Origin of the sequence: Rhodoferax saidenbachensis (genome assembly GCF_031457975.1) — a bacterium.
GTDB lineage: Bacteria > Pseudomonadota > Gammaproteobacteria > Burkholderiales > Burkholderiaceae_C > Allorhodoferax > Allorhodoferax saidenbachensis_A.
The window spans coordinates 57,130-77,984 of record NZ_JAVDXO010000007.1 but is presented as its reverse complement, the minus strand read 5'-3'; the positions used below and the strand labels follow the sequence as shown (position 1 = coordinate 77,984).

The following is a 20,855-nucleotide window of genomic DNA, read 5'->3' as shown; positions in this document are numbered from 1 at the left end:
AGTGTTAGCTCCCCGCCACCTTCATCTTGTTGATCAGCACCGAGCCTACGGTCTTAGCGCCGTAATTGTAGGTATCAGCACCCACGGCCTCAATGCCCTTGAGCATGGCTTTCATGTTGCCGGCAATGGTGATTTCGTGCACCGGGTAGGCAATGCGGCCCTTCTCGACCCAGAAGCCACTAGCGCCGCGCGAGTAGTCGCCCGTCACGTAGTTCACGCCCTGCCCCATCAGCTCGGTCACCAGCAGGCCGGTGCCCAGCTTTTGCAGCATGGCGTCCAGGTCGTCACCGGCCTTGGTTAGGCGGGAGGTAAAGGTCAGGTTGTGCGAGCCGCCCGAGTTGCCGGTGGTGCGCATGCCCAGCTTGCGGGCCGAATAGCTGCTCAGGAAATAGCCCTGAACGCGCCCGGCGTCGACCACCTTGCGGGCTTGCACGCGCACACCTTCGTCGTCAAACGGCGAGCTGCCCTTGCCGCGCAGCACGAATGGGTCTTCCTGAATATCTATGTGTTTGGGCAGCACCTGCTTGCCCAACGAGTCCAGCAAAAAGCTGCTCTTGCGGTACAAGGCTCCGCCGCTCACGGCCTGCACAAAGGCGCCCACCAGCCCAGCCGCCAGCGGCGATTCGAACAGCACGGGGCATTCCACCGTGGCAATCTTGCGGGCCTTCAGGCGACTCAGCGCACGTTCGGCGGCATAGCGGCCCACGGCCTGGGGCGAGGCGAGCTCGTCTGCCGAGCGCATGGAGCTGTACCAGGCGTCGCGCTGCATATCGTTGCCCTTGCCCGCAATCGGCGATACCGACAGCGAGTGACGCGAAGACGCGTAGCCACCCCGAAAACCGCGCGTGTGTGCGCTGAAAAAATGCGATTGCTGGGCCGACACGGCAGCGCCTTCACTGTTGGTGATGCGCTTGCTCACGCCCAGCGCGGCCGCTTCGCATTCCAAGGCCAACTGGGCGGCCTCTTCGCTGGTCACCGCCCAGGGGAAGAACAAATCCAGGTTGCGGCCGCGGTCGGCCACCGGCACGATGTCATCGGCGTCGGGCAGGCTGGCAAACGGGTCCTCGGCCGTGAAGCGCGCGATGTCGTAGGCCGCGCGCACGGTTTGTTCGATGGCCGCGTCCGAGAAATCGGAGGTGCTGGCATTGCCGCGGCGGTTGCCCACATACACGGTCACGCCCAACGACTTGTCACGGTTGCGTTCCACATTCTCCAGTTCACCGTTGCGCACGGACACGCTCAGCCCACAGCCCTCTGACACTTCGGAGCCAGCGTCCGTCGCCCCCAATTTCTTGGCTTGGGCCAGGGCGGTGTCCACGCGCGACTCGAAAAAGTCGCGGGTGTAGGCAAAGCCGCTGTCGGCCGGTTTGGCCTTAGGAGTGGGAGATGGGGAGGTGCGCCCAGAGGCGGAGGTGGGTTTCTTCATGGCGACGGCTATGATACTTGGCTATGTCACGCAAACTAAAAAAGGGCTATTACGTCAAGGGTCAGTTCGTCGCCGAAGGCAGCGCACTGGACTTGGAGTACAAGCGCGAACTCAAGGGCACGGATGAGCCCACCCGTACCGACCTCAAAAAGGAAAGCACCGAGCTGCAAAAGCTGGGCGAAGACCTGTTGACGCTGCGCACCGAGCTCATCACCAAGTTGGACCTGCCCGACAAGCTGGTGGAAGGCGTGGCGGAAGCCAAGCGCATCACCAATTTCGAAGGCAAACGCCGCCAGATGCAGTTCATTGGCAAGCTAATGCGCAAGCTGGAGCCCACCAAATGGGACGAAATCCGTGCGGCGCTCGAAGAACAGCACATGCCATCGGCCAAAGAAACGATGGTCCTGCACCAGGCCGAACAATGGCGCGACCGCCTGATTGCCGATGACGATGCCGTGGGCCAGTGGATCACCCTGAGCCCCGCCACCGACAGCCAGAACCTGCGCGCCCTGGTGCGCCAGGCCCGCAAGGACGCCAAGCCCGAAAAACCTGGCGAGGCCCTGCGCCACGGTCGTGCCTACCGCGATATTTTCCAGTTGGTGCGTGAGGCCTTGCAGGCCCACCAGGATGGCCCCACAGCCGATGACGCGGACGATGGGGTCGACTACGACGGAGACGAGGCATGAGTGGGTCCGGGTTTGATCCGGTCAAGATTGGCATCGTCTCCATCAGCGACCGCGCTTCCAGCGGCGTCTACGAAGACAAGGGCCTGCCCGCCCTGCAAGACTGGCTGAGCCGTGCGTTGCACAACCCCATCCAGTTCGAAGCGCGGTTGATTGCCGACGAACAAAAATCCATTGAAGACACGCTGATTGCGCTGGTGGATGCGAAATGTGCGCTGGTGCTGACCACCGGTGGCACCGGCCCGGCGTTGCGCGATGTGACGCCCGAAGCCACGCTGGCAGTGGCCGACAAGGAGATGCCGGGCTTTGGCGAACAGATGCGCGCCATCAGCCTGCACTTTGTGCCTACGGCCATCCTGTCGCGCCAGGTAGCGGTGATCCGCAAGCAAACTTTGATCATCAACCTGCCGGGCCAACCCAAGGCGATTGCCGAGACGCTGGAAGGCCTGAAAAACGCCGAAGGCCAGCAGATCGTGCCCGGCATCTTTGCCGCCGTGCCTTACTGCGTGGACCTGATTGGCGGTCCGTATCTGGAAACGGTGGATGCCGTGTGCAAGGGCTTTCGACCCAAAAGTGCGATGCGGCCCGTGCGTAGCTAAATCCACACAGCCGTAAAAAAGGCCCCGAGGGGCCTTTTTTACTTTCCGATGAGCTGGTTGAGCTTCTCTGCCTCAAAACACTCTTTGCGCGAGGCATCGCTGGGCACGCAGTCGCCCGCCGTGCCACGGGCCGAGAGCTGCTCGATGGCCTTCCACAGCAGCGCAATCTGGTGGTCCTGGCCGGAGGCACTGTCGACCAACCCACGCAAGGCCTGGCTGACGGGATCGTCTTCTTGGGTGATGCCGTAGGCGGTGAACTTGCGGTCTGCAGTAGTCACATCGGCGCTCACCCCGGCTTTGCTGGGGAGAATGCGCGCCGGAATGCCCACCGCCGTAGCACCCGCAGGCACGGGTTTGACCACGACAGCATTGCTGCCGATCTTGGCACCATCACCCACCACAAAGCCGCCCAGCACCTTGGCGCCAGCGCTCACCACCACGTCTTTGCCTAGTGTGGGGTGGCGCTTGGAGCCCTTGTATAGGCTGGTTCCGCCCAAGGTGACACCCTGGTAAATCGTGCAGCCGTCGCCAATCTCGGCGGTCTCGCCCACCACCGTGCCCATGGCATGGTCGAAGAAAACGCGCTCGCCCAGCTTGGCGCCGGGGTGAATTTCGATACCGGTGAAAAACCGCGACAGGTGCGAAATGAAGCGCCCCAACCACTTCAGGCCGTGCGTCCAGCACCAGTGTGCCACGCGGTGCACCACCACCGCATGCAGCCCCGGATAACAGGTGATGACCTCCCAGGTGGTACGGGCGGCCGGGTCCCGGTCGAGGATGCATTGGATGTCGGAGCGGATGCGTGAAAACATGCGAAAGAGTCTACCCGTTCAGGTCTGATTTGCCGTCTATCGCCACCAATCCCCCACCCGCAGCCGGTGCTTGGGCGCTACGTTGGAGGATGGCCTTGGCAATACCGCGCAGGATGTGGATCTCCTCCTGCGTGACCTGGGCCCGGTTGAACAGCGCGTTCAAGCGTGGCATCAGCTTCTTGGGCGCAGCGGGGTCCAGAAAGCCCAGCGCCACCAGCGACTGTTCCAGGTGCGTGAGCATGCCGCTCACCTGGGCCGCATCCGCCAAACTATTCCCCGTTCGGGCTGAGCCTGCCGAAGCCTGCAACCCTTCGACAGGCTCAGGGTGAGCGGAATCCGAAGAAAACCCGCCCAGTGCCAGGCGCCACTCATAGGCAATCACTTGCAAGGCCGCACCAATGTTGAGCGAGCCAAACTGCGGGTTGCTGGGAATGGAAAGGCAGACGTGGCAGCGGTAGACGTCTTCATTGCGCATGCCAAAGCGTTCGGAGCCAAATAGAAAGCCCACGCCGGACTGACCGGAGTTAGATGCCAAATCACCCTCTAGCCCCCGTGTCTCCTGCGCGAGAAGCTCACCTTTTGATAGCGCGGCAAAGTGCTCGCGCGGCGTGGTGGTAGGTGGGCCGAAATCGCGCGGCGTCATCGCCGTGGCGCACAGGTGGCTGATGCCGTCCAGCGCCTCGTCCAGCGTGTCCACGATGCGGCATTTGTCCAGCACGTCCAGCGCCCCACTGGCGCGCTGGATGGTTTCTTCCCGGCGCAGCACATTGGACCAGCGCGGCGCCACCAGCACCAGGTCGTCAAAACCCATGGTTTTCATGGCGCGGGCGGCAGCGCCCACATTGCCGGCGTGGCTGGTGTTGATCAGGATAAAGCGGGTATGCATACGGTCGGTGTCAGGGAGAGAGAGGCTGTTTTGGGGTCTTAGGGTGCGCAACCCTAGCCCAGCCGCTAAAATACGCCTATTGTCGCCGCCTGCATCGCCAGCCGGTCCTCCCAGTTCTTCCCCCAACAATCTATGACGCTCAATCTGCACCCCATGGTCAATGTGGCCATCAAGGCCGCCCGCACTGCCGGAAACATCATCAACCGCGCGGCGCTGGACATCGAATCCGTACGCGTTTCGCAAAAAAAGGCCAACGACTTCGTCACCGAAGTGGACCACGCTGCAGAGCAAGCGATCATTGAAACCCTGCTGACGGCCTATCCCGGCCACGGCATCCTGGCTGAAGAATCTGGCAGCGAACACGGCGCCAAAGACTCCGAATTCGTCTGGATCATCGATCCGCTGGACGGCACCACCAACTTCATCCACGGCCTGCCCGTGTACTGCGTGAGCATCGCACTGTCCGTCAAGGGCAAGATCGAGCAAGCCGTGGTGTACGACCCCAGCCGCAACGACCTGTTCACCGCCACCAAGGGCCGTGGCGCCTATCTGAACGACCGCCGCATCCGCGTCTCCAAGCGTACCCAGCTCAACGAGTCGCTGATTTCCACCGGTTTCCCCTTCCGCCAGGGCGACAACTTCAACCAGTACCTGCAGATGATGGGCGACGTGATGCAACGCACTGCCGGCCTGCGCCGCCCCGGCTCCGCCGCGCTGGACTTGGCCTATGTGGCCGCTGGCTACACCGAAGGCTTTTTCGAGTTGGGCCTGCAGCCTTGGGACGTGGCCGCGGGTTCGCTGCTGGTGACCGAGGCCGGTGGCCTGGTGGGCAACTTCACGGGCGAAGCCGATTTTCTGGACCAGCACGAGATTTTGGCCGGCAGCCCCCGCATTTACGGCCAGATGGTCACGCTGCTGGGCAAGTACAGCAAGTTTGCCCCAGCAGGTGAAAAGGCTGCGCTGCGCCAGGCGGCCATTGCTGCCAGCGAAGCGCAGGCACAGCCCGCCCGCGACAGCGCTACCGACGACGCACCGCTGTAATCAGATCACCCAGGTCGGGGCCTCGCCTTTGCTGGGCTGGTCCGGCAGGGACAGCTCGTCCACCGGGCAGGGTCGGCCAAACAGGTAGCCCTGGAACAGCGTGCAGCCGTTCTGCAGCAGGAATTCGCGCTGCCCCTCGGTCTCTACCCCCTCTGCCACCACGCCAAAGCCCAAGCTTTTGCCCAGCGCCAGCACCGTACGGGCGATGGCGGCGTCGTTGGGGTCAGTCAGCACATCGCGCACAAACGACTGGTCGATCTTGAGCTGCTGCAGCGGCAATAGCTTCAGGTAAGACAGCGACGAGTAGCCCGTGCCAAAGTCGTCCAGAGAAAAGCCCACCCCCACCTTCTGCAGTTCGGTCATTTTCAGGATCGCGTCCTGCGTGTCGCTCAGCAGAAGACTCTCGGTCAGCTCCAGCTTCAAGCGCTGCGGGTTGGCACCGGTCTTGCGCAGCAGCGCCTGCACCTGCTGGGCAAACTCGGGGTGGCGGAATTGGCGGGCGCTCACGTTGACCGCGATGGACTGCATGGCGGTAGCCGGGCTCTCCGCCCACTGCGCAAGCTGGCGGCAGGCCACTTCCAGCACCCACTGGCCCAGCGGGATGATGAGCCCGGTCTGCTCGGCAATGGGAATGAAATCCATGGGCGACACCAAGCCACGCTGCGGGTGGCGCCAACGCACCAGGGCCTCCACACCCACGGTGCGCCGCTGCGCGTCTACTACGCGCTGGTAGTACACCACCAACTCGTGGCGCTGCAAGCCGTGGCGCAGGTCCGCCTCCAGCGCCGTGCGCTCGGCCACCAGGGCCTGCATGGCAGGGTCGAAAAAGCGCAGCGTGTTGCGGCCCGCGGCCTTGGCCTCGTACATGGCCAGGTCGGCCTGCTTGAGCAGCTCGTCCACGGTCTGGCGCTGCTGGCCGAAGAGCGTGACACCAATGCTGGGCGTGCTGTGGTGCTCCACCGTGCCCAGCATGTACATCTGGTTCAGGCTGGAAATCACCTTCTTGCCCACCAGCTCCACCTGGGCAATAGCGCGGTCCGGGTCGTGCTCCAGGTTGTGCAGCATGATCACAAACTCGTCGCCCCCCAGGCGGGCCACCGTATCAGCCTGGCGCACGCAGGCCACCAGGCGCTGGGCGACCTGCTGCAGCAGCATGTCGCCCATGTCGTGGCCCCGGGTGTCGTTCAGGTCCTTGAAGTTATCCAGGTCAATGAAGAGTAAAGCCCCCACGGCCCGATCACGGCCAGCCACCACGAGGGCGAGCTGCAGCCGGTCGATCAGCAGGCGGCGGTTGGGGAGCCCGGTCAGCACATCAAAAAAAGCGAGCCGTTCGATTTTCTCTTCGGCCAGCTTGCGCCCCGTGATGTCGCGCCCCACACCGCGGTAACCTTGAAAGCGCCCCTCGGCGTCGAACATGGGTGCGCCGCTGGTAGAAATCCAGTAGATGTTTCCATCGTCGTCGGTATCGCGCAATTCCAGCTCGCGGAACTCGGCATGCGACTGCAGCACCTCGCGGTGGGCCTTCCAGTCGGGTTCGGACATGTTGAGCGCGCCAATCTCCCAACGCGTTTTGCCCAGGTTGCCCACGCCGGTCTGGCTGGATTGCGTGCTCAGCGCGCCATCAAAACGCACAAACCGGAACTCGGCATCCTGCTCCCAGTACCAGTCGGACGACAACTCGGTAAGCGAGCGGAACCGCGCCTCGCTCTCCATCAGCGTGGCCTGCGAAGTCTTGTGGTCGGTGATGTCGGTGACCGAGCCATACGCCACACGGTGGCCCGAGACTTCGAGTTGCATGACGGCCTTGCCAAACAGTGAGCGCACCGTGCCGTCGGGCAAACGCACGCGGAACTCGTGGGCCCAGGTCGTGTTGCGCGTCACGCTGTCCTGCATCGAGGACAGCGTGGCATGCCAATCTTCGGGATGGATACAGCGAAACACGCTGCGTGGGTCCTTGCGTGCCTGTTCGGCGGTCACGCCAAAAATGGCATGGCAGGCCTCGCTGACAAACGTGAACTTGCCGTACTGCTGCGAGTAGTGCACGTACTGGAACACCATCTCGGGCAGGCGACTGGTCAGGCGCTGGATCAGATCCAGCCGCTCCTGCAGCGCGCGCTTGGCGTGGGCCTCTTCGGTAAAGTCCTGCACCACCCCAAAGTCCACAAACGAGCCATCGCTGCGGTGGTGGCGGCGCATGCGGGTGCGCAGCCAGCGCTGGTCGTCCCCCTCGCTGATCCAACGGTAGGCCAGCTCGGTGCCATCCATGCGGGCACGCGCGTCCAGAAAGGCGGCCCGGTCCTCCGGATGGATGTGGGCACGCGCCTCCTCGAACGTCACCTCGTCCTGCACCGGCGTGTGGGAGAGTGCGTACAGCCCCTTGGACCACACAGGCAGCTGGCCCTGGGTCACGGTCCAGTGGCCCACATGGGCCAGGTCCTCGGTCAGTTCAAACAGCTCCAGCTGGCCGCGCAACTCCTCATTGGCCAGCTGCAGCGCACGCTCGCCCGCAGCCACCGCCTCTTCCGCTTCGCGTTGCAAGGTGATGTCGGTGAGATAGACCGCCACATGCGGCTCGCCCGCAATGTCGATGCGCGTGCCGTTCATGACAAACAACACCTTGCGCCCGTCCTTGGTGGTGAAGGGCGCTTCTGGCCGGTGGTCAGGGTCGTCGTCGGTCATCAACCTGGTCAACGCCAGGTCGCGCGCCTCCAAACTGGGCCAGAAACCAAGCTCCAGTGAGGTACGCCCTACGGCATCCTGCCAGCTGTAACCAGTGACCTGTTCCCAATGCCGGTTCACATCGACAAAACAACCGTCGCTCAGGCGGTTGACGGAGATGGCAGCGGGACTGCGCACAAACAGTGCGTCCAGCATGTCGTATTGGCGCCGAGCCGCCGACTCCGCAGCCGTCAGCGCCGAGCGCAGGCGTGCCAGTTCGGCCTGCAAGGCCTCTGGTGTTTCGGGGTTCACCGGCTGCTCCCCGCTCATGGATTGGGCAACTGCAGCAATTCAACCGGCACCGGGCGCCCGAAGAAATACCCCTGAAACGCCTTGCACCCGTTGCGCAGCAAAAAGTCGTGCTGGCCCGCGGTCTCCACCCCCTCAGCCACCACCCCCAGATCCAGGCTCTCGGCCAGATTCAGGATAGTGCGGGCAATGGCCGCATCATTGGGATCGGTCAACACATCGCGCACAAAGGACTGGTCGATCTTGAGCTGGTCCAGCGGCAGGCGCTTGAGGTAGGACAGCGAGGAATAGCCGGTGCCGAAATCGTCCAGTGAAAAGCCCACCCCGATGGAACGCAGTTCGCTCATTTTTTCAATCACTTCATCAAACTCCGACAACAACAGGCTCTCGGTCAGTTCCAGCTTCAGGCGATAGGGGTTGGCCCCGGTCAGGCGCAACAGGTTCAGGATGTGGTTGGAGAACTCGGGGTGCTTGAACTGGCGCGCACTCACGTTCACGGCCATGGTGAGCTTCTGCGTATGCGGCTTGGCGCTCCACGCGACCAGCTGCGCACAGGCGGCTTCCAGAACCCACTGACCCAGTGGCAGGATCAACCCGGTCTGCTCGGCAATGGGAATGAACTCGCCCGGCGACACGATGCCGCGCTGCGGGTGCTTCCAGCGCAGCAGGGCCTCCACCCCGGTGGGCACCCCTTCAGCATCCACCACGCACTGGTAGTACAGCATGAACTCGTCGCGCAACATGCCCTGGCGCAGGTCGGTCTCCATGGCCGCGCGGGCCGTGGCCGCCGCCTGCATTTCAGGGTCAAAAAAGCGCAGCGTGTTGCGCCCTGCCCCCTTGGCCTGGTACATGGCTAGGTCAGCGCGCTTGAGCAGCTCGTCCACACTGTGCAGGTGCTGGTAAAACAGCGTGACGCCGATGCTGGGCGAGCTGTGCAAGTTGTGGCTGGCTAGTGCGAACTGCTGGTTCAGCGTTTGCAGAATCTTCTTGGCCACGGTCTCGGCCTGAGCTGCGGCCTCGGCCGGGTCCATGCCCAATTCTTCGAGCATGACCACAAACTCATCGCCGCCCAGCCGCGCTACGGTGTCCACGGTGCGCACACACTCCTGCAGCCGCTGCGCCACCTGCTGCAGCAGCAGGTCGCCCATGTGGTGTCCCAGCGTGTCGTTAAGAATCTTGAAGTTGTCCAGGTCAATGAACAGCAAGGCACCGTGGTGGCTGTTGCGCGCACTGGCAGCCACCGCATGGTTCAACCGGTCGATCAGCAGGCGCCGGTTAGGCAGCCCGGTCAGCGCATCGTAAAAGGCCAGGCGCTCGATGTCGGCTTCGGCCTGCTTGCGTGCCGAAATATCGCGCCCCGTGCCGCGATAGCCGGTGAACACACCATCCACATCAAACATCGGCTCCCCGCTGATGGACGCCCACATGTAGGTGCCATCGGCGCGGACGCGTTGCAGCTCAAAGTCATAAAACGTTTCGTGGGCCAGAAGCTGTGCCTTGTGGGCCGCCCACTGCGCGGCAGTCACCCCCAGTGCGCCCGAGTCCCAGCGCGTACGACCCATGGCCTCCTCGGGTGCCAGATAGCTGTCTATGCGGCCATCACCATCCACACGTACAAAGCGGAACTCAGCGTCCTGCTCCCAGTACCAGTCCGACGACAACGCCGACAGGTTGCGAAACCGCTCCTCACTGAGCTTGAGCCGGGTCAGCGCTTCTTTCTGCGAGGTAATGTCGGTGATGGAGCCGCAAAACAGCACCGAACCATCGGCCTGCACCTCGGGCAGGGCGTAACCGAGCATCCAGCGCTCCTGGCCGTCTGCCGGCCGGGTGCGGAACTCGCAATGCCAGGGTTGCACAGTCTTTGCAGCCTCCCAGGTGGACTTGACCACCATGGTGGCATCGTCCGGGTGCACCGCGCGCAAGACCGAGGCCGGATCGTTGCGGGCCTCTTCAGGCGTCAGGCCAAACAGCTGTTGCACTGCCGCACTGACGAAGGGGAACGCAGAGCGCTTGTCGGGCCACATCTGGTATTCGTACACCATGCCGGGCGCGCGACTGGTGATCTTCTGGATAAAGGCCAACTGGTTCTCCAGCTCCTGGCGCGCCTGCCGCTCACTGGTGAACTCCTGCACGATGCCGAAGTCGGCCCGTACTTGCCCCCCCTCCACCTGCCGGTGCATGCGCGAGCGCAGCCACACCACACTACCGTCGCTGCGCCGCAAGCGGTACTCCACCGTCTGGCCGTCCATGCGCGCGCGCGCCTGCAGCACACGCTCACGGTCCTCTTCCATCACGTTCGCCAGCAGCCGTTCTTTGGGTACTAGCGCGCGCCCCGGCTCCTGCACGATCTCGCCATAGCCGCGCGACAGGTGCACCATGCTGTCGCCCGGGTAGATCACCCAGTGGCCGACCTTGGCCACCGACTCGGTCACCTCGTAGAGCTTGACCTGGCGGTTGAGTTTTTCGTTGGCGTGCTCCAGCGCCTGCTCCCCCGCACGCAGGGCCTCATGGGCCAGGCGCTCGGCCGTCACATCGCGCAGGTAAATCAGGATGTACTGCTCTTCCTGCTCCTGCATCAGCGCGGCGTTCATGCGCACCACGCGCGGGTTGCGGTCCTGCATCACCAGCGTGACGTCGGTGTCCACCACCCGTCCGCCGGTCAACAGGGGGGCAAACACGCGCATGCGTTCTTCCGGATCCAGCCAGTGGCCCATTTCTACTGCGGTGCGGCCTAGCGCCTCGGCACGGGAGTAGCCCGTCAGGCTCAGCCACTCGGTATTCACCTCCACCAGCACGCCATCGCGCACACGGGTCAAGGCAATGGCCTCAGGGCTGCACTCAAAAACAGTTTGGAACACCGACCCCGTCAAACCAGGCGCCCCGATACCACCACCCGCCCACGGGGTGGGAGAAGCGGAAGACACGGGGTCTGGTCGGGTCTGCACTGCGGTGAGGCGGGGGCCTGTAGAGATGATTCCCTATGATAGGGCCTGAAATCTGGGCACGCCATCCAAACACCCCCTGATTTACCCGCTGTGCGGGTAGCCAATTTGGACTGCGCCCCGCCCGGAAACAACGGTTGCACTATCATCTCGCAGTGCGCCACCTCTTCATCCTGTTGCTGATTGCCTTGCTGCCCCTGCGTGGGTGGAGTGCAGAGCACATGGCCGTGCAAATGGCTGCCAGCCAAGTGAGTGCGTCGGCCATGCCAGCGGATTGCCCCATGCTGGTCCAGGCCACAACAAGCGACACCGGTCAACCGCAAGAGCACGGCAAGAGCCTGGCGCACTGCCAGTCCTGCCAGCTGTGCGTAACGCTGGCCGCACTGCCCACTATGGCGGTGCCCACGGCAGCACCCCGGCCGCCAGCCCCCGCGGCCCCGCAGGCCGACCGCTTTGCCAGCGCAGACCTGCCGCGCACGGCCAAGCCCCCTATTTCCTGACCCGACAGCCGAACCACGTCCGCACGCTTCCCGTGCGGGTTCATTGTTGGGGACTTGGAGCGCCAATCACCTTGCGCAGCCACGGCCCCGCTGTTTGGAAACACCATGAAATTTGGAATATGGATAGTCGCGCTGGTCTGCGCGGCGCCGGCCTTTGCCGCCCCCGACTGGACACGCGCCCGCATCGTCCAGCTAGACCCTGAAAAAGCCCGCGTCACCCCGCAACACCAACGCATCCGCAGTATCCGCATGGACGCGATGGAGCCCGTGCGATGACACCGCACCTCGCACGACGCATTGCCCTTGCACTGGGAAGCGCCCTGGTGGCGCTGCCTGCCTGGTGCGGCCCCATGGGCTTCAAGGACAGCTGGATGGCCATGGGCGACTTCGCACCCAACTGGAAGGAAGCCTTTGTCAACTACGCGCTGACCCCGCGCGACGCCGTAGGCCTCAGCACCCTGGCCATGCGCTCAGACGATGAGACCCGCACTCGGCAGCTCAACGAGGTCACCTACACGCGGCTACTAAGCCGCTGGAACCTGCCCGAGGCCCAGGCCAATGTCTGGCTCCTGGGCGGCGTGGGCAGCTTCACGGGCAATGACTTCAGCGGCGCCAAAATCGTGGTGACACCGGGTATCCAGGTGGACTACGAGACCACACGGGTCTATGCCTCAGCGTTGCTTCGGCTGTACCGCGCCGAGGGCATCAACCACGACTTTGCCTCGGCACGCCTGGGATTCTCGTTTTACGAGGTGGACTACGACCAAACCCAACCCTGGCTGATCGTGGAGGCGCGGCGCATGAACGGCCTGTCCGACGCGACCGAGGTGACGCCCATGCTGCGCCTCATCCACAACCGCTACTTCGTGGAACTGGGGGTCAGCAATGCATCCCAGGTCCGCGCCAACTTCATGTACATCTTTTGATTCGGAGCATCCCATGACCAAAATCACCCTCTCCCTCGCACTGGCTGTTGCATTGGTACAGACCGCGCTTCCCGCCTTCGCCACCACCAGCGTGAAAGTCACCGTCAACGGCATGGTCTGCGCGTTCTGCGCCCAGGGCATTGAAAAGCGCATCTCCAAAATGGGCGCCACCAAAGAGGTGTTTGTCGACCTTAAGAAAAAGACCGTGGCCATCGAAGCCAAAGAGGGCCAGACACTGGACGACAAAGCCATCGCCGCCGAAATCGTGGACTCGGGCTACGACGTGGTGAAGATGGAAACCGTGCCGCAGTCGGTGGCCGAGATCCGGGCTGAGCTGAAAGGCCGCAAATGAGCGTCGACGGGGTCGTCGAGTCCCGCAACAGCCTGTGGACCTCCGTGGCCAGCCTGTTCGCCAGTTCCAGCACGCTGGTCTGCTGTGCACTGCCGGCCCTGCTGGTGGCGCTGGGCGCGGGGGCCGCGCTATCGTCACTGATCGCGGTGTTTCCGCAGCTGGTGTGGCTCAGTGAGCACAAGGTGGGTCTGTTTGTGTTTGCCGGTCTGATGCTGCTGGCCAGTGGCGTGCTGCAGTGGCGCAACCGCCACGCGCCCTGCCCCACCGACCCGGCCCTGCGTAACGCCTGCCTGAAGACGCGCAAGACCGCAGGCCTGGTGTACGGGACCAGCGTGCTGCTGTACCTGGTGGGTGGCTGGTTTGCATTTGTCCAGCCCTGGCTGAGCGAATAGCGGCGGCGGGTTGGCCGCCCGGAAGTGCAGGCTGATGTTGATAGACTTCCCCGCATGACCGTGCCCGACCCGCAACACACCCCCATGATGCAGCAGTATCTGGGTCTCAAAGCCCAGTACCCCGGCACCCTGCTGTTCTACCGCATGGGGGATTTCTATGAGATGTTTTATGCCGACGCCGAGAAGGCGGCGCGGCTACTGGACATCACGCTGACGCAGCGTGGCCAGTCCGCCGGCCAGCCCGTGGTGATGGCCGGTGTGCCCTTCCACGCCATGGAAGGCTACCTGGCCAAGCTGATCCGCCATGGCGAGTCGGTCGCCATCTGCGAGCAGACCGGTGAGGTGGGCGTCAACAAGGGCCCGGTGGAGCGCAAGGTGGTACGCGTGGTCACGCCCGGCACGCTGACCGATGCCGAGCTGCTGAACGAAAAATCCGAATCCATCCTCATGGCCGTCCACCAGGGCCCGCGCAACCGCTGCGGCCTGGCCTGGTTGTCCGTCACCCAGGGTGTGGTGTTTCTGGCCGAATGTGCGCCCGACGAGGTGAACGGCTGGATCACCCGCGTGGCCCCTAGCGAGCTGACCTACAGCGCCGGCTGCACCACCAGTTTTGAAGACAAGCTCAAGCGCCTGCGCTCCACCAGCAACGCGCTGTACCTGACGGCCCGGCCCGAATGGCAGTTCGACAGCGCACTGGGCCAGCGCAAACTGCTGGACGCGCTGCAGGCCGCCAGCCTGAGCAGCTGGAACGCGCAAGACCTGCCACTGGCCCACGCCGCCAGCGCCGCGCTCTTGGGCTATGCCGAGCACACCCAGGGTCGGGCGCTCACCCACATCCATAGCGTGCAGGTGCAACGCAACGATGCGCTGATCGACCTGCCCACCACCACGCGTCGCAACCTGGAGCTGGTGCAGACCTTGCGCGGCGAGGACAGCCCCACGCTGTTCAGCCTGCTGGACACCTGCATGACCGGCATGGGCAGCCGCATGCTGAAAAGCTGGCTGCTGGAGCCCCAGCGCGACCGCACCGAGGCCCAACACCGGCTGCAGGCCATTGGACTTTTACGCAACAACCTCTGGCAAACCCTGCGCGGCCAGCTCAAGGGCTGCGCCGACGTGGAGCGCATCACCGCGCGCACGGCGCTGCGCCAGGTGCGCCCGCGCGAACTCGTGGCGCTGGTGGTGACGCTACAAAAAACAGAGCTGCTCGCGCAACATCTACGCGGGCTAGAGGGCTATTTGGCCCATATTGCAGAGCATTTATTGCCGCCCGGCGACGCCACCGCCCTGCTGGCCCGCGCCATAGCCCCCGAGCCCGCCGCGCTGGTGCGCGATGGCGGTGTGATTGCCGGTGGCTTTGACGCCGACCTGGACGAGCTGCGCGCCATCCAGACCAACTGTGATGCCTTTTTGCTGGACCTGGAAGTGCGCGAAAAAGCCCGCACCGGCATTGCCAACCTGCGCGTGCAATTCAACAAGGTGCACGGCTTCTACATCGAGGTCACCACTGGCCAGGTGGACAAGGTGCCCGACGACTACCGCCGTCGCCAAACGCTGAAAAACGCCGAGCGCTTCATCACCCCCGAACTCAAGGCCTTTGAAGACAAGGCCCTGAGCGCGCAGGAGCGTGCGCTGGCGCGCGAGAAGTATTTGTTTGAGCAGGTGCTGGACCAGTTGCAGGCGCACATTCCGCAGCTCACCCGCGTGGCACGTGCGCTGGCCGCCCTGGATGCGCTGTGCGCGCTGACCGAACGCGCGCTGACGCTGGACTGGAGCGCCCCACAGTTTGTGGCGGAGCCCTGTATCGACATCGAAGCCGGCCGCCACCCCGTGGTGCAGGCGCGGCTGGCAGAACTCTCCAGCGGCAACTTCATTGCCAACGATTCGCGCCTGGGCGCCCGCCAGCGCATGCAGATCATCACCGGCCCCAACATGGGCGGTAAGTCCACCTACATGCGCCAGGTCGCCATCATCGTGCTGTTGGCCAGCATGGGCAGCTATGTGCCGGCCAAGGCTTGCCGCCTGGGGCCGATTGACGCCATCCACACGCGCATTGGCGCGGCGGATGACTTGGCCAATGCCCAGTCCACCTTCATGCTGGAGATGACCGAAGCCGCGCAGATCCTGCACAGCGCCACGCCGCACAGCCTGGTACTGATGGACGAGATTGGCCGCGGCACCAGCACCTTTGACGGGTTGGCGCTGGCCAGTGCCATTGCCACGCAGCTGCACGACAAGACGCAGGCTTTCACGCTGTTTGCCACGCACTACTTTGAGCTGACCGAATTTCCAGCCACACACCATGCCGCCATGAACGTGCATGTGAGTGCCGCCGAGGCCGGGCGCGACATCGTCTTCCTGCACGCCATCGAACCCGGCCCGGCCAGCCGAAGCTACGGGATTCAGGTCGCCCGCCTGGCCGGCATGCCCGCCGCGGTGGTGAATCAGGCCCGCCACACGCTGGAGGCGTTGGAGACGCAGGCCACCGCATCCCAAGCTCAGGTAGACCTGTTTGCGGCACCACCTGCTATCGAAATGGAAGCTAGCGGCGCCGTAGAGACGGCGCTTGCGGGCATTAATCCTGATGCATTGAGTCCACGGGAGGCAATGGAAGCGCTGTACCAACTCAAAGCGCTGATCCACAAGGCCTGAGCGCATGTGGGCTCCCTGCCTCCCCGAGTCATCCAACTACTTGCGTCACCCCTGAAAGCGCCAACCATGCCTCAACCGTCTCTCGCACCGGTAATGGAAATCAGCGAGACTGCCGTGCGGGACCAATTGGCCGACAGGATGTGGAGAGGCATGCTGGTGCTCGCGGTGGTGGGCATACCGACCTCGCTTGTGCGTGTCCTGATCACCGGCTGGCAGCCGCTGTACGCCCTGCACACCGCCATAGCGATTCTTGTCCTCCTCGTCGCCCTGTACCGCCGCCACCTGTCCGCCAACGTGAAGGCCGTGCTGGCCAGCGTCCTACCCCTGGGTGTGGGCCTGCCGGCGCTGCACGCCCTCGGGTTTTACGGCGCTGGCATCGCCTGGATCATTGCCAGCTGCATCAGTACCACCATGTTCTTCAAAGGGCGTATCGGAGCGCTCGTCATCGCGTTGGAACTGCTGGTGCTAACGGGCTTTGCCTGGGCCTATGTCCGGGGTGCCTTGGTGCTTTCCATCGATACGAATGACTTCATCCGCCAGCCGCAGGCGTGGATTGCCGTGATCGGTGCCACCGGCATCGTGACCGCCGCCGTGAGTTACGGCTTGAGCATCTACAGCGCCTCTCACGCAGCCCTCATGGATACCATCCGCGAGCAGCATGCCTTGATCACCCACCAAGCCACGCACGATGGCCTCACCGGCCTGTCCTTGCCACACTTGGCGCGCGACCGGCTAAACCATGCGATCCAGCGGGCGCGGCGCGACCAAAGCCGAGCAGCACTGTTGTTTATTGACCTGGATGACTTCAAGGCTGTCAATGACACCCACGGCCACGACGCAGGCGACTTTGTGCTCACCACAGTGGCGCAGCGCATGCTGAGCGCCATACGCGCCGTGGATTCCGCATCGCGCCAGGGCGGCGACGAATTCATGGTGTTGTTGGGCGGCCTAACCACCGTGGAAGACGCCGCTGCAGTGGCCGACAAGCTGGTGCAGGCCATTGCGCACCCCATGGTCTACCAGGGCCAGGCCTTGCAGGTCGGCGCCAGCATCGGGATTGCCGTGTTTCCCGACCATGCAGATTCGGTCGAAACCATGATGAAGCAAGCCGACAGCGCCATGTACCAGGTTAAGAAATCGGGCAAGAACAGCGCGGCAGTCGTCAAACCACAGTTCTTGCGGGAAGCGCCCGATACACTCTAGGCTTTGCCTCCGCCTCACTGAAAAATGACCTACTGCGTCGCCATCAAACTCAACGCCGGACTGGTGTTCCTCTCCGACTCGCGCACGAACGCAGGACTCGACCAGATCAGCACCTTCCGCAAGATGATCGTGTACGAGAAGCCCAACGACCGCTTCATGGTCTTGCTCTCGGCGGGCAACCTCAGCATTTCGCAGTCGGTGCGCGAGATTTTGCAGATCGAACGGCTCAAAGACCACGAGGCCGATGAAGGCACCACCATCTGGAACGCCCGCAGCATGTTTGACGCCGCGCGCGTGCTCGGTTCGGCCATCCGGAAAGTGCAGGAGCGCGACGGCCCGGCGCTCAAGAATGCGGGCGTGGACTTCAATGTGTCGCTGATTTTTGGCGGCCAGATCCAGGGCGAAGGCATGCGCCTGTTCCAGGTCTATTCGGCAGGCAACTTCATCGAAGCCACCCCCGAGACGCCCTACTTCCAGGTTGGCGAATCCAAGTACGGCAAGCCCGTGCTCGACCGCGTGATCACGCCCCAGACCCCGCTGGACGAAGCCGCCAAGTGCGCACTGGTGTCCATGGACTCCACGCTCAAGTCCAACCTGTCGGTGGGCCTGCCGCTGGACCTGGTGGTGTACGAAGCCAACAGCTTTCAGACCGACAAGGTGGTCTGCATTGACTACAACAACCCCTACTTCGCCATGCTGCACGACAGCTGGGGACAGAAGCTGCGCGAGGTGTTTGACAGCATCGAAGACCCGATGTGGTCGGGCGAACAGACCAGCGTACCGCTGCTGGTGCCATCCGCACGCAGTCTGCCACTCAAGAAAATCACCACGCCCGACGAAAAGCTGATTTAAATCGGTTCTTGATGTCCACCCTCGTTTTCTCCCACGCCAACAGCTTCCCCGCCAGCACCTACAAGGTGCTGTTCAAAAGCCTGCGCGCACGCGGCTATGCGGTCAAGGCCATCGAGAAGTACGGCCACGACCCGCGCTTCCCTGTCACGGACAACTGGCCCCATGTGGTGCAGCAGTTGGTGGAGTACGCCACGCGCGTGGTAGACAAAGTGGGCGAGCCGGTCTGGCTGGTGGGCCATTCGCTGGGTGGCTTCCTGAGCCTGATGGCCGCGGCTCGCCACCCCGAGCTGGCCAAGGGCGTGGTGTTGATCGACTCGCCCATCCTGGGTGGCTGGCGCTCGCAGGTACTGGGCCTGGCCAAGACCACACAGTTGGTGGGGTCCATCTCGCCCGGTGCCGTAAGCCGCCAGCGCCGCCACCACTGGCCCAGTGTGCAAGCCGCGTTTGAACATTTCCAGCACAAAAAAGCCTTTGCCAAATGGGATGCGCAGGTGCTCATGGACTATGTGGATGCCTTTGCCGAAGACGCGGAGGGCAAGCGCGTGCTGGCGTTTGACCGCGCAGTGGAGACGGCCTTCTACAACACCCTGCCCGACAACCTGGACCGGCTTCTGGCACGCCACCCGCTGAAATGCCCGGTCACCTTCATTGGTGGCGACCAGTCGGCCGAGATGAAGCAGGTGGGCATGGCCATGACCGAGAAGGTCACCAAAGGCCGCATCATGATGCTGGACGGCAGCCACCTGTTTCCGATGGAAAAGCCGCTAGCCACCGCGGCCGCCATCGAGGCAGCGCTGCGCAACATGGCGCCCTGACGCACCCGCCATGAGCCAATCCCCGCAAGCGCAACTGGCACTGCTGCAACAGCAGCTCCAGTCCTTGCAGGAAAAACACGACGCACTGCAGGCCACACTGGACGCGCAGCGCACCCAGGCCAACCAGTGGCTGGAACAGCGCACCCGCGAACTGCAGCGCGAAGCGCAGGAACAGAAGAAAGCCGAGACCCTGCAACGTGTGTTCTACCGCATCGCCGAGCGGGCCACCGCCGGATTACCTTTCTATGATTTTCTGAAAGCGGTGCACGAGCTGCTGGGTGAGCTGCTGTACGCCAAAAACTTCTTTGTCTGCCTGTGCAGCCAGAGCCAGAACACCGTCGACTTCCCCTACTACGTGGACGAAAAAGACGGTGACACCATGCAGTGCAACGATGTGCCGCGGGGCCGCGGCATGACGGAGTTCGTGCTGCGCACGGCAGAGCCCCAACTCATAGACACCAAACGCTTCATGGCCCTGCAGGAGTGCGGAGAAATCACCGAGGCCACGGGCGACCTCACCTTCACCACCTGGCTGGGTGTGCCCATGAAGGTCGAGGGCCGTATCAGCGGTGCGCTGGTGGTGCAGGGCTACGAGGAAGGGGTCAAGCCCTACTCCGAGGCGGATGCCGACATCCTGAGCTTTGTGGCCAACCATGTGGGCGCCGCCATCGAGCGCTACCAGGCCATCGAGGCCATGCGCAGCTCCGAGGCGCGCTACCGCCTGGTGATCGAGAACGTCGGCGTGGGCGTGGTGGTGGTGCAGGACGGACGCATGGTGTTTGCCAACCCCAGCATGGTGCGCATCGTGGGCCACCCGCTGGATTACCTGCTGTCGCAACCGTTCACCGCCACCATCCACCCCGACGACGTGCCCGCTGTGCTGGACCGCCACCAGCGCCGCCTGCGCGGGGAGACAGTGGAAACCCACTATGGCTTTCGTGTCATCACGCAACAAGGCGAAGAGCGCGCACTGGAGCTGTCAGCCGTTGTGATCCAGTGGAACCAGCGCAACGCGACCCTGCTGTTTGTGGTGGACGCCACGGCACGCCTGCAGGCCGAGCAAAGCCAACGCCAGGCGCTACAACAGCAGATTGCGCTGAACGACATGAAGACGCGCTTCATCGCCATGGCTTCGCATGAATTTCGCACACCGCTGGCCACCATCCACGGCTCGGTGGAACTGCTGCAGCACTACAACGACCGCATGCCGGCCGACAAGAAGTTGCTCACACTGCAGAAAATCGATGACGCGGTGGAGCGCATGACCCACATGCTGGAGAACGTGCTGGTGATTGGGCGCACCGACGCCGGGCGGCTGGAATTCAAACCGCATGCGTTGGGCATCGCTACCTTCTGCCATGCGCTGGTAGATGAAATGCGCAGCGCCATGGCGCGCCAGTTGACGCACGTGCAACTGCACCTGGACTTGCCACCGGTGGAGCGGCTGTATTGGCTGGACGACACGCTGATCCGCAACATCGTGGGCAACCTGTTGTCCAACGCCGTCAAATACTCGCCCCAGGGCGGCACGGTGCTGTTTGCGGTGCAGGAGCTGGACGGCGCCCTGGTGTTCACCGTGCGGGACGAAGGTATTGGCATTCCCGAGGCGGACCAGGCCCAGCTGTTTGTGAGCTTCCACCGCGCCAGCAATGTGGGGCCGATTGCCGGCACCGGCCTGGGCCTGTCGATTGTCAAAGAAGCGGTGACCTGCCACCTGGGCCAGATCGCGGTGCACAGCACTGTGGGCCAGGGCAGCACCTTCACCGTCACCCTGCCCACCCGCCGCTGCGCGGCCGAGGACTAGCCC

Annotated in this window: 18 protein-coding genes; 13 read left to right on the top strand and 5 right to left on the bottom strand. The window is 63.6% G+C overall.

The window, feature by feature from the left end; all coding sequences use genetic code 11:
* Positions 1-4: 4 nt before the first annotated feature.
* Complete coding sequence (gene pmbA, locus J2X15_RS14850; protein ID WP_310344133.1) at positions 5-1,426, bottom strand: metalloprotease PmbA; 1,422 nt, start codon at positions 1,424-1,426, stop codon at positions 5-7.
* A gap of 23 nt (positions 1,427-1,449) precedes the next feature.
* On the opposite strand from pmbA, the gene yjgA reads away from it, so the two are divergent.
* Both yjgA and mog read left to right on the top strand, forming a co-directional pair.
* Complete coding sequence (yjgA, locus tag J2X15_RS14845) at positions 1,450-2,112, top strand: ribosome biogenesis factor YjgA (protein WP_310344131.1); 663 nt, start codon at positions 1,450-1,452, stop codon at positions 2,110-2,112.
* Positions 2,109-2,708, top strand: coding sequence for a molybdopterin adenylyltransferase (mog, locus tag J2X15_RS14840; RefSeq protein ID WP_310344130.1), 600 nt, complete (start codon positions 2,109-2,111; stop codon positions 2,706-2,708). The genes yjgA and mog overlap by 4 nt, the downstream gene beginning before the upstream one ends.
* Positions 2,709-2,746: 38 nt before the next feature.
* Here mog and cysE read toward each other — a convergent pair whose 3' ends face one another.
* Both cysE and J2X15_RS14830 read right to left on the bottom strand, forming a co-directional pair.
* A complete protein-coding gene (gene cysE, locus J2X15_RS14835) occupies positions 2,747-3,520 on the bottom strand; it encodes a serine O-acetyltransferase (RefSeq protein WP_310344129.1) in 774 nt (257 codons plus the stop codon).
* Positions 3,521-3,530: 10 nt separating this feature from the next.
* Positions 3,531-4,406 (bottom strand): RNA methyltransferase, encoded by an 876-nt coding sequence (locus tag J2X15_RS14830; RefSeq protein ID WP_310344128.1) that lies wholly within the window; start codon positions 4,404-4,406, stop codon positions 3,531-3,533.
* A gap of 132 nt (positions 4,407-4,538) precedes the next feature.
* On the opposite strand from J2X15_RS14830, the gene J2X15_RS14825 reads away from it, so the two are divergent.
* Entirely contained in the window at positions 4,539-5,447 is a 909-nt protein-coding gene (locus tag J2X15_RS14825; RefSeq protein ID WP_310344127.1) for an inositol monophosphatase family protein, read from the top strand.
* Here the strand turns inward: J2X15_RS14825 and J2X15_RS14820 are convergent, their stop codons facing one another.
* Entirely contained in the window at positions 5,448-8,435 is a 2,988-nt protein-coding gene (locus J2X15_RS14820; protein ID WP_310344126.1) for a sensor domain-containing protein, read from the bottom strand.
* A complete protein-coding gene (locus tag J2X15_RS14815; protein WP_310344379.1) occupies positions 8,432-11,272 on the bottom strand; it encodes a sensor domain-containing protein in 2,841 nt (946 codons plus the stop codon). Before J2X15_RS14815 ends, J2X15_RS14820 begins: the two co-directional genes overlap by 4 nt.
* Positions 11,273-11,511: 239 nt before the next feature.
* On the opposite strand from J2X15_RS14815, the gene J2X15_RS14810 reads away from it, so the two are divergent.
* From J2X15_RS14810 to J2X15_RS14765, 10 genes are all read left to right on the top strand, one after another.
* Complete coding sequence (locus J2X15_RS14810; protein WP_310344123.1) at positions 11,512-11,856, top strand: DUF2946 family protein; 345 nt, start codon at positions 11,512-11,514, stop codon at positions 11,854-11,856.
* A gap of 105 nt (positions 11,857-11,961) precedes the next feature.
* Positions 11,962-12,132, top strand: coding sequence for a hypothetical protein (locus tag J2X15_RS14805; RefSeq protein WP_310344121.1), 171 nt, complete (start codon positions 11,962-11,964; stop codon positions 12,130-12,132).
* A complete protein-coding gene (locus J2X15_RS14800; RefSeq protein WP_310344119.1) occupies positions 12,129-12,782 on the top strand; it encodes a hypothetical protein in 654 nt (217 codons plus the stop codon). Before J2X15_RS14805 ends, J2X15_RS14800 begins: the two co-directional genes overlap by 4 nt.
* Before the next feature lie 13 nt (positions 12,783-12,795).
* The gene (locus tag J2X15_RS14795; protein ID WP_310344118.1) at positions 12,796-13,134 is read left to right on the top strand and encodes a heavy-metal-associated domain-containing protein; all 339 of its coding nucleotides are present in this window, start codon (positions 12,796-12,798) and stop codon (positions 13,132-13,134) included.
* Positions 13,131-13,526 (top strand): hypothetical protein, encoded by a 396-nt coding sequence (locus tag J2X15_RS14790; protein ID WP_310344116.1) that lies wholly within the window; start codon positions 13,131-13,133, stop codon positions 13,524-13,526. The genes J2X15_RS14795 and J2X15_RS14790 overlap by 4 nt, the downstream gene beginning before the upstream one ends.
* A 54-nt stretch (positions 13,527-13,580) precedes the next feature.
* Positions 13,581-16,178: a DNA mismatch repair protein MutS gene (gene mutS / locus J2X15_RS14785; protein ID WP_310344114.1), complete on the top strand. Its 2,598-nt coding sequence runs from the start codon at positions 13,581-13,583 to the stop codon at positions 16,176-16,178.
* A 66-nt stretch (positions 16,179-16,244) separates the two neighbouring features.
* The gene (locus tag J2X15_RS14780; protein WP_310344112.1) at positions 16,245-17,381 is read left to right on the top strand and encodes a GGDEF domain-containing protein; all 1,137 of its coding nucleotides are present in this window, start codon (positions 16,245-16,247) and stop codon (positions 17,379-17,381) included.
* A gap of 24 nt (positions 17,382-17,405) precedes the next feature.
* Positions 17,406-18,233, top strand: a complete 828-nt coding sequence (locus tag J2X15_RS14775; RefSeq protein WP_310344110.1) for a proteasome-type protease — start codon at positions 17,406-17,408, stop codon at positions 18,231-18,233.
* A gap of 11 nt (positions 18,234-18,244) precedes the next feature.
* Entirely contained in the window at positions 18,245-19,048 is an 804-nt protein-coding gene (locus J2X15_RS14770) for an alpha/beta hydrolase (protein WP_310344109.1), read from the top strand.
* Positions 19,049-19,058: 10 nt separating this feature from the next.
* Positions 19,059-20,852: a sensor histidine kinase gene (locus J2X15_RS14765; protein ID WP_310344107.1), complete on the top strand. Its 1,794-nt coding sequence runs from the start codon at positions 19,059-19,061 to the stop codon at positions 20,850-20,852.
* Positions 20,853-20,855 lie beyond the last annotated feature (3 nt).

Coding starts and splice junctions, on each gene's coding strand:
- mutS (WP_310344114.1), top strand. CDS start 13,581: ATGACCGTGCCCGACCCGCAACACACCCCCATGATGCAGCAGTATCTG.
- J2X15_RS14765 (WP_310344107.1), top strand. CDS start 19,059: ATGAGCCAATCCCCGCAAGCGCAACTGGCACTGCTGCAACAGCAGCTC.
- yjgA (WP_310344131.1), top strand. CDS start 1,450: ATGTCACGCAAACTAAAAAAGGGCTATTACGTCAAGGGTCAGTTCGTC.
- cysE (WP_310344129.1), bottom strand. CDS start 3,520: ATGTTTTCACGCATCCGCTCCGACATCCAATGCATCCTCGACCGGGAC.
- pmbA (WP_310344133.1), bottom strand. CDS start 1,426: ATGAAGAAACCCACCTCCGCCTCTGGGCGCACCTCCCCATCTCCCACT.
- J2X15_RS14805 (WP_310344121.1), top strand. CDS start 11,962: ATGAAATTTGGAATATGGATAGTCGCGCTGGTCTGCGCGGCGCCGGCC.
- J2X15_RS14830 (WP_310344128.1), bottom strand. CDS start 4,406: ATGCATACCCGCTTTATCCTGATCAACACCAGCCACGCCGGCAATGTG.
- J2X15_RS14795 (WP_310344118.1), top strand. CDS start 12,796: ATGACCAAAATCACCCTCTCCCTCGCACTGGCTGTTGCATTGGTACAG.
- J2X15_RS14775 (WP_310344110.1), top strand. CDS start 17,406: ATGACCTACTGCGTCGCCATCAAACTCAACGCCGGACTGGTGTTCCTC.
- mog (WP_310344130.1), top strand. CDS start 2,109: ATGAGTGGGTCCGGGTTTGATCCGGTCAAGATTGGCATCGTCTCCATC.
- J2X15_RS14790 (WP_310344116.1), top strand. CDS start 13,131: ATGAGCGTCGACGGGGTCGTCGAGTCCCGCAACAGCCTGTGGACCTCC.
- J2X15_RS14800 (WP_310344119.1), top strand. CDS start 12,129: ATGACACCGCACCTCGCACGACGCATTGCCCTTGCACTGGGAAGCGCC.
- J2X15_RS14770 (WP_310344109.1), top strand. CDS start 18,245: ATGTCCACCCTCGTTTTCTCCCACGCCAACAGCTTCCCCGCCAGCACC.
- J2X15_RS14820 (WP_310344126.1), bottom strand. CDS start 8,435: ATGAGCGGGGAGCAGCCGGTGAACCCCGAAACACCAGAGGCCTTGCAG.
- J2X15_RS14780 (WP_310344112.1), top strand. CDS start 16,245: ATGCCTCAACCGTCTCTCGCACCGGTAATGGAAATCAGCGAGACTGCC.
- J2X15_RS14825 (WP_310344127.1), top strand. CDS start 4,539: ATGACGCTCAATCTGCACCCCATGGTCAATGTGGCCATCAAGGCCGCC.